A 12,205-nucleotide genomic window follows, 5' to 3' on the forward strand; every position below is an offset into this window, starting at 1 on the left:
CGCCTTGCATCTGCCTCCCATAGCAGGCATTACCACGCGGTCCGCGCACCGCGCGCGGGAGAGAATCCTCGCCCTCGGGCGGAGGGTCGCCGAAGGCGCAACCGGCCCCCGGAAACGCTCAGGCAAAAGGGCCGCGCGCGGACACCAGGACACTCTGGAAAGCCCGGAGCCAGCGATGGCGCCGGCACCGACGGAGTAAGGGAAGCTTGGCTTCCTGAATCTCTCAGGTCCATGGACAGAGGGGGGCCACGACCTCGAACCGCCGCGTGCGCGGCAGGGAGAATGCGTGGCCGACGAAGTCCTGCTCGAAACCCCGCTGGCGGGTCTGCACCGTGAACTGGGCGGCCGCATGGTGCCCTTCGCGGGTTATTCCATGCCCGTGCAGTACCCGGCCGGCATCATGGCCGAGCACCTGCATTGCCGCGCCCATGCTGCCCTGTTCGACGTCTCCCATATGGGCCAGGCGGAGCTGGTGGGCGAAGGCGCCGCGGCGGCGCTGGAGCGCCTGACCCCCGCCGAGGTGCAGGCGCTGAAGCCGGGCCGCCAGCGCTACGGCCTGCTGCTGAACGAGCGCGGCGGCATCGTGGACGACTTCATGGTCGCCAATCTGGGTGACCGGCTCTTCCTGGTGGCGAACGCCTCGCGCAAGCACGTGGACTTCCCGCTGATCGAATCCGTGCTGCCCGCCGGGGTGCGGCTGCGTCCCCTGCCCGAACGTGCCCTGCTGGCGCTGCAAGGGCCGGCGGTGGCGTCAATCATCCCCACCGAGATGGGCTTCATGGGCATCAGCGCGATGGAGATCGCCGGCATCCCGGTCATCACCTCCCGCTCCGGCTATACGGGCGAGGACGGGCTGGAGATCAGCGTGGCGGCCGACAAGGCCGAAGCGCTGGCACGGCATCTCCTTTCCCTGCCCGGCGTCATGCCCGCCGGGCTTGGCGCGCGTGACTCGCTGCGGCTGGAGGCAGGGCTCTGCCTCTACGGCAATGACCTCGATGAGAACACAAACCCGGTCGAGGCCGCGCTGGTCTGGTCCATGGGCAAGCGCCGCCGCATGGCCTGGGACTTCGCCGGCGCCGAGCCGGTGCGCGAGGCGCTGGACAATGGCCCGAAGCGCCTGCGCGTCGGCATCCGTCCCGAGGGTCGCCAGCCCGCCCGCGCCCACACCGCGATCGAGAGCGGCGGCGCGACGGTGGGCGAGGTGACCTCCGGCGGGTTTGGCCCCTCGGTCGGGGCGCCGGTCGCCATGGGCTATGTCCGACGCGACCTCGCCGCCGACGGCACGCCGCTTGAGCTTCGCGTGCGTGACAAGGCCCTGCCGGCCCGCGTCGCCCCCACGCCCTTCCAACCCCATCGCTACGCCCGCTGAAAGGATCGCACCCATGACCATGAAGTTCACCAAGGACCATGAGTGGCTCCGCATCGAGGGCGACGCGGCGACGGTCGGCATCACCGACCATGCGCAGAACGCGCTGGGCGACGTGGTCTTCGTGGACCTGCCGGAGCCGGGCCGCGAGGTGCAGGCCGGCGAGGCCATCGCGGTGGTGGAGAGCGTCAAGGCGGCGAGCGACGTCTATGCCCCGATCACCGGCAAGATCGTCGAGGTGAACGCCGCGCTGGTGGACAATCCGGGCCTCGTGAACCAGGCCCCGACCGGCGAGGGCTGGTTCTTCCGCATCGCCCCCGAGGGTGAGCTGCCGGACGACCTCATGGACGCCGACGCCTACGCCTCCCACGTGGAGAGCCTGGCATGAGTGACCTCGCCACGCTGGCGGCGCTGGAGGACCAGGGCGAGTTCATCCGCCGCCACATCGGCCCCTCCGAGGCCGAGATCACGGAGATGCTGCGCGTCGTCGGCGCGGCGAGCCTGGAGGATCTAGTCTCCCGCACCGTGCCCGGTCCGATCCGCGGCGCCGACCTGTCCGCACTCCCCGCCCCGGTGAACGAGGCGGGTGCCCTGGCCGAGCTGCGCGCCCTTGCGGGACGCAATCAGGTGAAGCGCTCGCTGATCGGCATGGGGTATCACGGCACCCGCACCCCGCCGGTCATCCTGCGCAACGTGCTGGAGAACCCGGGCTGGTACACCGCCTACACCCCCTATCAGGCGGAGATCGCCCAGGGCCGGCTGGAGGCGCTGGTCAACTTCCAGACCATGGTGACCGACCTGACCGGGCTGCCAGTCGCCAATGCCTCCCTGCTCGACGAGGGCACGGCGGCGGCGGAGGCGGTGACGCTGGCGCATGGGCAGCACAAGGGCCGCTCCGCGGTTCTGGTGGTGGCGGATGACCTGCATCCGCAGACCCTCGCCGTCGTGCGCGTGCGCGCGGAGCCGGTCGGCATCCGCGTCGTGGTGGCGTCGGTCTCCGGCCTCGCGGATGCCATCGCGGTGGAGAGGCCTTTCGCGGTGCTGACCCAGTATCCGGGCACGGAAGGCGCGCTGCGCGACATCGCACCCGAGATCGCGGCGGCGCAGGCGGCAGGCGCCCTCTCCATTGTCGCGACGGACCTGCTGGCGCTGACGCTGCTCACCCCGCCCGGCGAGATGGGGGCGGACATCGTCGTCGGTTCCTCGCAGCGTTTCGGTGTGCCGATGGGCTATGGCGGGCCGCACGCCGCCTTCATGGCGGTGAAGGACGGGCTGAAGCGCTCCCTGCCCGGTCGCCTCGTCGGCGTGTCGGTGGATGCAATGGGCGCGCCGGCCATGCGCCTCGCCCTGCAGACGCGCGAGCAGCACATCCGGCGAGAGAAGGCGACGAGCAACATCTGCACCGCGCAGGTGCTGCTGGCCGTCATGGCCTCCATGTACGCGGTGTGGCACGGGCCGGAGGGGCTGAAGCGCATCGCCCGCCGGGTGAACCTGCTGGCGCGGCTGCTGGCCAGCGCCTCCCGTTTCCCGCTGCGGCATGAGGCCTTCTTCGACACCGTCACCTTCGAGACGGGCGCCGAGACCGACGCGGTGATGGCGGCGGCGCTGGAGGCCGGGTTCAACCTGCGCCGCCTGGACGGCGCCGTGTCCGTCGCGCTGGACGAGACGGTGACGCGCGAGGAGCTGGACGCGCTCGCCCGCGTTCTGGGCGGCGCACCGGGCACAGCCAAGGGCGGCATCCCGCAGGTGCTGGAGCGGCGCTCCCCCTTCCTGCAGGCGGAGGTGTTCAACACCCACCACGCCGAGCACGCGATGCTGCGCTACCTGAAGCGGCTCGAGGACAAGGACGTGGCGCTCAATCGCTCCATGATCCCGCTCGGCTCCTGCACCATGAAGCTGAACTCCACGGCGGAGATGATCCCCATCACCTGGCCGGGCTTCAGCGACCTGCATCCCTTCGCGCCTGCCTCCCAGGCCGAGGGCTACATCGCCCTGATCCGCCAGCTGGAGGCGTGGCTCTGTGCCGTGACCGGCTTCGCCGCCGTGTCGCTGCAGCCCAATGCCGGATCGCAGGGGGAATATGCCGGGCTGCTCGCCATCCGTGCCTGGCACCTTTCGCGCGGCGACACGCAGCGCGATGTCTGCCTCATCCCTTCCAGCGCGCATGGCACCAACCCCGCCTCGGCCGTCATGGCCGGGATGAAGGTGGTGGTCGTGGCCTGCGACCGCGACGGCAACGTGGACCTCGATGACCTGCGCGCAAAGGCGGAGCAGCATAAGGACCGGCTCGCCGCGTTGATGGTGACCTACCCCTCCACCCATGGCGTGTACGAGGAGGCAATCCGCGAGATCTGCGCCACGGTGCATGAGCGGGGCGGGCAGGTCTACATGGACGGCGCGAACATGAACGCGCAGCTCGGCCTCACCTCGCCGGCCGCGATCGGCGCCGACGTGTGCCACCTGAACCTGCACAAGACCTTCTGCATCCCGCATGGCGGCGGCGGGCCGGGCGTCGGCCCGGTGGGGGTGGCGGCGCATCTCGCGCCCTTCCTGCCCAACCACCCGCTGCTGGCCGAGGCGGGGCCCGAGACGGGCGTCGGCCCCGTCAGCGCCGCGCCCTTCGGCTCGGCCGCCATCCTGCCAATCTCCTACGCCTATATCCGCATGATGGGAGCGGAGGGGATGCGGCGCGCGACGGAGATCGCCATCCTCAATGCCAACTACATGGCGGCGCAGCTGCGCGACCATTTCCCGGTGCTGTATCGCGGCGCCAAGGGCATGGTGGCGCATGAGTGCATCCTGGATTGCCGGGGCTTCGGCCAGGGCGGCGGGGTGCTGGTGGAGGACATTGCCAAGCGCCTGCAGGATTATGGCTTCCACGCCCCCACCATGTCCTGGCCGGTCAATGGCACGCTGATGGTGGAGCCGACGGAAAGCGAGCCCAAGGCCGAGATGGACCGGTTCATCGAGGCGATGGTGAGCATCCGCGCCGAGATCCGCGCCGTCGAGCAGGGCCGGGCCGACCGCAAGGACAATCCCCTGAAGAACGCCCCGCACACGGCGGCGGAGGTGATGTCCAGCGACTGGTCCCACCCCTATACCCGCGAGCAGGCCGCCTTCCCCCTGCCCTGGGTCCGCGCTGCCAAGTACTGGCCGCCGGTGAAGCGCGTGGACAACGTCCATGGCGACCGCAACCTGGTCTGCACCTGCGCACCGCTGGAAGCCTACGCCGAGCGGCAGTTGCAGGCCGCCGAGTAGCCGGAAGGGGCGGGACGCGTTACGTTCCACCCCATGCGCTATGTTTCCACCCGTGGCGAAGCCGCCCCCCGCGGCTTCGAGGATGTCCTGCTTGCCGGGCTGGCGGAGGATGGTGGGCTGTTCCTGCCCGCATCCTGGCCCAGCTTCTCGGCCGCCGAATGGCGCGAGATGCGCGGCCTGCCCTATGCGGAGTTGGCCGCCCGGGTGATCCATCCCTTCACCGGCGGGTCCATCCCATTCGAGACGCTGCTGGGTCTGTGCCGGGATTCCTATGCCGGGTTCCGCCACCCCGCCGTGGCGCCGCTGGTGCAGCTGGACTCGCGCTCCTTCGCGCTGGAGCTGTTCCACGGCCCTACCCTGGCCTTCAAGGACATGGCCTTGCAGCTGCTTGGGCGGCTCTTCGACCACGTGCTGGCGAAGCGGGGCGAGCGCATCACCATTGTCGGCGCCACCTCGGGCGACACTGGCTCTGCCGCCATCGAGGCGTGCCGGGACCGCGCCTCGGTGGACATCGTGATCCTGCACCCGCTGGGCCGCACCTCGGAGGTGCAGCGGCGGCAGATGACCACGGTGCTGTCGCCCAATGTCGCCAACCTCGCCATCGAAGGCAGCTTCGACGACTGCCAGGATCTGGTGAAGGCGATGTTCGTGGATGCGCCCTTCCGGGAGGAGATGCGCCTCGCCGCGGTGAACAGCATCAACTGGGCGCGCATCGCGGCGCAGATCCCCTACTATGCCGCCGCTGCCCTGGCCCTCGGCGCGCCGGAGCGCGAGGTGGCGGTCAGCGTGCCCACTGGGAATTTCGGCAACGTGCTGGCGGCCTGGGCGGCGAAGCGCATGGGTCTGCCCATCGCCCGCTTCATCGTCGGCTCCAACCGCAACGATATCCTGGTGCGCTTCCTCGCCTCCAACGACATGAGCGCGAAGCCGGTGGAGCCCTCGCTCTCGCCCTCCATGGACATCCAGGTCTCCTCCAATTTCGAGCGGCTGCTTTACGGCCTGCTGGGCGACGACCCGGCCGCCACCGCGCGGGTGATGCGGGAATTCCGTGCCACCGGCCGGATGCCGGTGCCCGATGCCGCCTGGCGCGCCGCCTCGGCGCAGTTCCAGGGCTTCACCCTGGATGATGCCGGCACGCTGGAGGAAATCCGCCGCGTGCACCGCGCCTCCGGCTACCTGCTGGACCCGCACACTGCCATCGGCACCGCCGCCGCCCGCGCCTTGGCGCCGGAAGACAAGGGGATGCCGGTGATCGTCGCCGCCACTGCCCACCCGGCCAAGTTCCCCGACGCGGTGGAACAGGCCACCGGGCTGCGCCCCGCCCTGCCCCCCGCCCTTGCCGACCTCTACGAGCGGGAGGAGCGCCTCGCCGTGCTGCCGAACGACTTGCGTGAGACGCAGGGCTTTGTGCGTAGTCATGCACTGCGCAACGCCGCCTGAAGGGCCATATCCCGAATATGCTGAACATCACCACCCTGCCCAGCGGCCTGATCGTCGCCTCCGAGCACATGCCGCGGGTCGAGACCGTCTCCATCGGCGCCTATGTCCATGCCGGCACGCGCAACGAGAGCGCGGAGGAGAACGGCGCCTCCCACTTCCTGGAGCACATGGCCTTCAAGGGCACGGGCAAGCGTGACGCCGCCGCCATCGCGCGGGAGATCGAGAATGTCGGCGGGCATATCAACGCCTACACGGCGCGGGAGCAGACCGCCTATTACTGCAAGGTGCTGAAGGAGGATGCCGGGCTGGCCGCCGACATCATCGGCGACATACTTTGCCACTCCACCCTGGTTCCGGACGAGCTGGAGCGCGAGCGCGGCGTCATCCTGCAGGAGATCGGCCAGGCCAACGACACGCCGGACGATATCGTCTTCGACCATTTCCAGGAGACGTGCTTCCCCGACCAGCCCATGGGCCGGCCCACTCTGGGCCGCGCCGAGATCATCGAGCGCATGCCGCGCGAGGCGCTGACGGGGTACATGCGGCGCCACTACGGCCAGTCCCGCATGCTGGTCGCCGCCGCCGGCGCCATCGAGCACGAGGCGCTGCTGGAGATGGTCCGCACCCATTTCCAGGATCTGCCCGAAGTCGCGCCCCCCGCGCCCGAGCCCGCGCGCTACCGGGGCGGCGAGTTCCGCGAGGAGCGGGAGCTCGATCAGGTCCACCTCGTCCTTGGCTTCCCCGGCACGCGCTACGGCGACGAGGACCACCACGCCTCGCTGCTGCTCTCCACCCTGCTCGGCGGCGGCATGTCCTCGCGGCTCTTCCAGGAAATCCGTGAGAAGCGCGGGCTGGTCTATTCCATCTACTCCTTCGCCCACCCTTACGAGGATAGCGGCGTCTTCGCCTTCTATGCCGGGACGGGCGAGGACCAGGCAGCCGAGCTGGTGCCCGTGGCGGTGGAGGAGCTGAAGCGCGTCCAGCGCGACGTGACGGAGGAGGAGCTGCGCCGGGCCAAGGCGCAGCTTCGCGCCTCGCTGCTCATGTCGCTGGAAAGCACCGGCTCCCGCTGCGAGCAGATCGCGCGGCAGATCCAGGTGCACGGGAGGGTGATCCCGGTGGAGGAGACTAAGGCCAAGATCGCCGCAGTCTCCGTGGAGGATGTGCAGCGCGTCGCGGCGAAGCTGTTCCGCAGCACGCCCTCCCTGGCGACGCTGGGCCCGGTCTCCCGCGTGCCTTCCCTCGCCAGCATCGCCGAAAGCCTGGCGGCGTGAACCGGCAGGACCGCCTCGCCGCCCTGCTGGATGCGGCCCGCCGCGCCGGAGCGGACCAAGCCGATGCGCTGCTGATCGAATCCGCCTCGCTGGCCGTGCAGCGCCGGCTCGGCCAGATCGAGCAGCTGGAGCGGTCGGAATCAGTGGATTTCGGCCTGCGCGTCTTTCTGGGCCGCCGCGTCGCGACGGTGAGCGGCACCGATGCCTCGCCCGAGGGCTTCGCCGCCCTGGCCGAGCGTGCCGTCGCCATGGCCCGCGTGGTTCCCGAGGACCCGCATGCCGAGATCCCGGAGGTGCCCCACGCGCCGGATGCCCTGGCCCTCGACCTCGATGACCGCGAGGAACCCTCGGCCGAGGCGCTGTTGGAGCGCGCTGCCGCGGCCGAGGAAGCAGCCCTGGCCGTTTCCGGCGTATCCAACAGCGAAGGCGCCTCGGCCGGCTGGGCGCGCGGCACCCGCGCCCTCGCCACCTCGCGCGGCTTCTTCGGCGAATACGTCCGCGGCTCCCACTCCCTCTCCGCCACCGCCCTGGCCGGCGAGGGGACGGGAATGCAGCGCGACTACGACTACAGCGCCGCCACCCACCTCGCCGACCTCGACGCGCCGGAGGTGATCGGCCGCAAGGCTGGGGAGCAGGCCGTGGCCCGGCTGAACCCAAGCCGCCCGCGCTCCGGCACCGTGCCGGTGGTGTACCACCCGCGCGTAGCGAATTCGCTCCTGTCCCACCTCGCCAACGCCATCAACGGCGCCTCCATCGCGCGCGGCACCTCCTTCCTGCGCGATGCCATGGGCAAGCAGATCCTGCCCGTCGGGATGACGGTGTGGGACGACCCGCTGCGCCCGCGCGGCCTGCGCTCCCGCCCCTTCGATGGGGAAGGCGTGCCAGGACGCCGCCTCGCCTTGGTCGAGGGTGGGATGCTGCGTTCCTGGCTGCTCGATTCGCGCTCCGCCCGCCAGCTGGGCCTCGCCTCCACCGGTCATGCCGCGCGCGGTACCGGCGGCCCGCCCGCGCCCTCCCCCAGCAATCTCTGGATCGAGGCCGGCGCCCCCACGCCGGAGGCGCTGATGGCCGATATCCGCGAGGGGCTCTTCGTGACCGAACTGATCGGCATGGGGGTGAACCCGGTGACCGGCGACTACTCCCGCGGGGCCGCGGGCTTCATGATCCGCGAGGGCAGGATCGCCGAGCCGGTGAGCGAGATCACCATCGCCGGCCGCCTCCCCGATATGTTCCTCGCGCTTTCCGCTGCCTCCGACCTCGTCTTCCGGCGGGGAACGGATGCGCCGACTCTGCGCGTGGACGGGATGACGCTGGCCGGCGCCTGAGGCAAGCTGGCGTCATGGCAAGCTGGCGCGACCGGGCAGGCAGCCCGTTTTTCCCCGAGAAGCACCCGGCGACCGGGCGGCGGGGGATGGTGGTCACCAACCATCCGGCCGCCAGCGCCGCTGGGGCGCAGATGCTGGCCGAGGGCGGCACGGCGACGGACGCGGCGGTTGCCGCCCTGCTCGCCCTTTCGGTCTGCGAGCCGATGATGGTGGGGCTGTTCGGCGGCGGGATGATGCACCTCGCCGGGTCGGACGGGCGCCACGCCATCCTGGACGGCATGGCCTCCGCCCCCTTCTCCGCGCGGCCGGAGATGTTCGAGGACCACCCGCCGACGCGGCGTACCGTGGGCGCGCTGTCGGTCTGCGTGCCGCGCAACCTCCTCGCCTGGGAGGAGGCGCTCCGGCGCTTCGGGCGCTTCACCCTGGCCGATTGCGCAGAGCCGGCGATCCGCCTCGCCGAGCGCGGCTTCCGCACCGGCGGCTACCTCGCCGAATGCGTTGCCGAGACGGCGCCCGACCTCGCGAGGGACCGTGCCATCGCCGCCCTGTTCATGCCGGGCGGTACGCCGCTTCCGGCCGGCAGCCTGCTCCGCAACCCGGCCTTGGGCGAGACGCTGCGCGCCGTTGCCAAGGAGGGGGCCGCCACGCTGCACGGGGGCGATGTCGGCTCCTCCGCCGTGCTGCAGCTGGCGCGACGCGGCGGGATTGTTTCCACGGACGACCTCGCCGCCGTGCGCGCCGGGTGGCGGGACCCGGTGCGCGGCACCTATCGCGGCGCCGAGGTGATCGGCCCGCCGCCCCCCTCCGCGGGCGGCGTCCACCTCCTGCAGATGCTGAAGGTGATGGAGGGGTTCGACGTGGCGCGGCTCGGCTTCGGCACCGCGGCGTCGCTGCACCTCGTTGCCGAATGCCTGAAGATCGCCTTTGCCGACCGCGCTGCCGCGACGGCCGACCCGGACTTCATCCCGGTCCCCGTCACGCGCCTGCTGGACCAGGCCTATGCAGCGGACCGACGTGCCCTGATCGACCCGGCCGCCGCGCGGCGCTGGACGGCGGGGGTGGAGCCGTCACGGGAAGGGGCGAACACGACCCATGTCACCGTGGCGGATGGCGAGGGCGGCATTGCGTGCTGCACCCACACCATCAACAGCCTGTTCGGCGCCCGCCTCCTTCTCCCCGAGACGGGGCTGATCCCCAACAACTACATGGCGCTGTTCGACCCCGTGCCCGGGCGCGCCCAGTCGGTCGAGGCTTGCAAGCGCGTCACCACCTCCATGGCACCCACGGTGATCCGCCGCGACGGCGCGCCCTGGGCCGCGCTCGGCCTGCCGGGGGGGCTGCGCATCTTCGGCTCCGTGTTCCAGGCGGTGATGAACCTGCTCGACCACAAGATGTCCTTGCAGGAGGCCGTGGAAGCGCCGCGCATCTGGACCGACGGCGGCAAGGTCGAGGTAGAGGCGGGCATCGCCCCCGCCGCGCGCTCCGCCCTCGCCGCGCTGGGTCACGAGGTGCAGGCCGTGCCGCATGTCGCGGGCGGCATGTGCGGCATCCGCTTCGAGGAGGATGGAATGCTGGAAGGCGCAGCGTGCTGGCGGGCCGATGGGGCGCCCCTCGGCCTTGGCGGCGGCCCCGCCCGGCAGGGCGTGCGCTTCTGGCCCGATGCCGGGACGCCGAAGGCTTGATCCGCCCTATTCGCTGAAGACGAGTTCCAGCACCGCATCCTCGCCATGGGTGCGGACTGAGCAGGTATCCGCCTCTCGCGCCGCCAGCCACATGGCGAAGCCTTCCTGCGCCGCCGCGCCACCGATCAGGTCCTCCACACGCGGGGTCCGGGCAGGCAGAGGCAACTTAGCCCCCCGGTAGCGAACCAGAAGGACGAGGCGCCCATCGGCATGGCGCATCTCCGCCTCGATGCGCGCGACGCCTCGCACGGCCAGGATCTCAGCCACTTCAATGGTGGCGTGGGCGGCGGCATCGGCCGTGGTCCGGCGCAGGCCGAACCCGCCCGAGGCACGTTCCACGAAGCGCTCGATCTCCCGGTTCGCCTCCGCGTCGAGGGCGATGGAGATGCGCTCCCGCTGCCGGACCAGTGGCAGGGTCAGCAAATGGACCCCCATGGAGGCGAGAAAGCCCAGCGTCACCGGCCCCAGCAATGCCTCCGGCAGCACCGTTGCCAAGCGATCCGGCGCCAGCAGGGCCAGCAGCGCGGCGGCGAGGCCCAGCCCGACGCAGGCGGTGCGGCGCCGGTCCAGCACCCGGCTGGCGATCTGCTGCGCGCCGGAGGCGAGGATGAAGCAGGTGATGTGCAGCAGCAGTGCCGCCGCAACTGGCGCAGGCAGGAGGAGCATCTGCGCCAGCAGCCAGGGCGAGCAGGCAAGCAGCAGCAGGAGCACGCAGTTTAGCCAGATCACCGCCCGCGCCAGCACCCGCGTCGCGACCGCCAACCCGACCCCGCCGGAGGAGGTGGTGGCGGTCATCGCGCCCAGAGTCGCCGTCGCGGCCATGCCGAGCATCGCCGCGACCAGGGAGCGCTGCAGCGGCCCTGGGTCGGGCTTCACCCAATGCGCGTTGCCCTCGCGCTGCAGAACCAGCGCGTTGCCCAGCACGCCGGGGATCAGGCACAGCCCCGCGACCAGGAAGGGCAGCACGAGGCCCCAGTCGAAGGCGGTGAAATCCGGCCAGCGCGGCACGGGCAGGGCAAGGAAGGGCTGCGCGGCGACCTCGGCCAGCGCCGCTTGGTCGGGCGGCCAGATCAGGAGGCCCAGCACGGTCCCGACGCCGCCCCCCAGCAGCAGGGCGAAGGGGGCAAGCCGCCAGCGCAGCACGGAAAGCAGCACGATCAGCCCCAGCGCCGCCAAGAGGAACCCTTCTTCCGCCATGCCCTCATCGGTGCCGAGGCCGAGCTCGGCCACGCGCGGCAGGAGGCTGACGCCCAGCGAGAAGGACACGACCCCTGCCACCTCAACAGGCATCAGGCGCAGCAGGCCCGGCAGGAGCAGCACAAGGCCCAGCCCGATCAGCGCCGCCACGAGGATGGCAGGCCCGGCCTGCGCCATGCCGAGCCCCATCCCGGCCGCGGTGAGATGCGCCCCCAGGCTCACCGGCGAGGGGATGCAGGACAGCGCATAGCCCGACCCCACCGGCCCGCGCGGCAGGAGGTGAAGCGCCGCGTTCACCGCCATCCCGACCAGGGTCAAGGACAGCAGCGCCACTGTCTCGCCCGGGCCGAGGGCAAGGGCCCGCGCCAGGACGAGGGGCAGCAGCAGATACACCGCCTGGACCGCAAGGTGCTGCAGGGCGAAGCCAAGTGCCGCTCCGGGCGGGACCGGGTCTGCCACATCCAGGGCAATGTCGGCGGGCGGGCGGGTGCGGTGGTCCCGTCGGCGGTCGGCCCAACCCGGCAGCGCCAGTCGGGAAGCGGCGACCGGCTGAGGCGTCGAATCGGGCATCGGCGCAATCTTTCATGCCCTGGCTGCATGCCGCAACGCGCGTGCAACTTCCCGGCTTGGACAGGCTTGGGTATGCTGCGCCGCAACGACGCC

At 71.3% G+C, this 12,205-nt stretch carries 8 protein-coding genes and 2 riboswitches; of the genes, 7 read left to right on the plus strand and 1 reads right to left on the minus strand.

Annotation, left to right across the window (positions count from 1 at the left end; translation table 11 throughout):
* The first annotated feature begins 45 nt into the window (after window positions 1–45).
* Window positions 46–144: riboswitch (glycine riboswitch) on the plus strand.
* Window positions 145–249: riboswitch (glycine riboswitch) on the plus strand.
* Between the two features lie 37 nt (window positions 250–286).
* Genes gcvT through ggt form a run of 7 tightly spaced genes read left to right on the plus strand, consistent with a single transcriptional unit; the run spans window position 287 to window position 10,345 of the window.
* Window positions 287–1,369 (plus strand): glycine cleavage system aminomethyltransferase GcvT, encoded by a 1,083-nt coding sequence (gcvT, locus tag JTJ31_RS06175; RefSeq protein ID WP_207537728.1) that lies wholly within the window; start codon window positions 287–289, stop codon window positions 1,367–1,369.
* Between the two features lie 13 nt (window positions 1,370–1,382).
* Complete coding sequence (gcvH, locus tag JTJ31_RS06180; protein ID WP_207537729.1) at window positions 1,383–1,754, plus strand: glycine cleavage system protein GcvH; 372 nt, start codon at window positions 1,383–1,385, stop codon at window positions 1,752–1,754.
* Window positions 1,751–4,624, plus strand: coding sequence for an aminomethyl-transferring glycine dehydrogenase (gcvP, locus tag JTJ31_RS06185; RefSeq protein ID WP_207537730.1), 2,874 nt, complete (start codon window positions 1,751–1,753; stop codon window positions 4,622–4,624). The genes gcvH and gcvP overlap by 4 nt, the downstream gene beginning before the upstream one ends.
* A gap of 33 nt (window positions 4,625–4,657) precedes the next feature.
* Entirely contained in the window at window positions 4,658–6,064 is a 1,407-nt protein-coding gene (gene thrC, locus JTJ31_RS06190) for a threonine synthase (protein WP_207537731.1), read from the plus strand.
* Between the two features lie 8 nt (window positions 6,065–6,072).
* Window positions 6,073–7,338 (plus strand): M16 family metallopeptidase, encoded by a 1,266-nt coding sequence (locus tag JTJ31_RS06195; protein WP_207537873.1) that lies wholly within the window; start codon window positions 6,073–6,075, stop codon window positions 7,336–7,338.
* A complete protein-coding gene (locus JTJ31_RS06200; protein WP_207537732.1) occupies window positions 7,335–8,663 on the plus strand; it encodes a TldD/PmbA family protein in 1,329 nt (442 codons plus the stop codon). Before JTJ31_RS06195 ends, JTJ31_RS06200 begins: the two co-directional genes overlap by 4 nt.
* A gap of 14 nt (window positions 8,664–8,677) precedes the next feature.
* On the plus strand, window positions 8,678–10,345 hold the full coding sequence (gene ggt, locus JTJ31_RS06205) for a gamma-glutamyltransferase (protein ID WP_236019906.1): 1,668 nt from the start codon (window positions 8,678–8,680) through the stop codon (window positions 10,343–10,345).
* Window positions 10,346–10,351: 6 nt separating this feature from the next.
* Here ggt and JTJ31_RS06210 read toward each other — a convergent pair whose 3' ends face one another.
* Window positions 10,352–12,112: a solute carrier family 23 protein gene (locus JTJ31_RS06210; protein WP_207537733.1), complete on the minus strand. Its 1,761-nt coding sequence runs from the start codon at window positions 12,110–12,112 to the stop codon at window positions 10,352–10,354.
* Between the last annotated feature and the right edge of the window lie 93 nt (window positions 12,113–12,205).

Source organism: Sabulicella rubraurantiaca (assembly GCF_017355885.1).
Lineage (GTDB): Bacteria > Pseudomonadota > Alphaproteobacteria > Acetobacterales > Acetobacteraceae > Roseococcus > Roseococcus rubraurantiacus.

Bases quoted from the DNA above. Each gene is read 5' to 3' on its own strand.
- gcvP (WP_207537730.1), top strand. From the start codon at position 1,751: ATGAGTGACCTCGCCACGCTGGCGGCGCTGGAGGACCAGGGCGAGTTC.
- gcvH (WP_207537729.1), top strand. From the start codon at position 1,383: ATGACCATGAAGTTCACCAAGGACCATGAGTGGCTCCGCATCGAGGGC.
- thrC (WP_207537731.1), top strand. From the start codon at position 4,658: ATGCGCTATGTTTCCACCCGTGGCGAAGCCGCCCCCCGCGGCTTCGAG.
- JTJ31_RS06210 (WP_207537733.1), bottom strand. From the start codon at position 12,112: ATGCCCGATTCGACGCCTCAGCCGGTCGCCGCTTCCCGACTGGCGCTG.
- ggt (WP_236019906.1), top strand. From the start codon at position 8,678: ATGGCAAGCTGGCGCGACCGGGCAGGCAGCCCGTTTTTCCCCGAGAAG.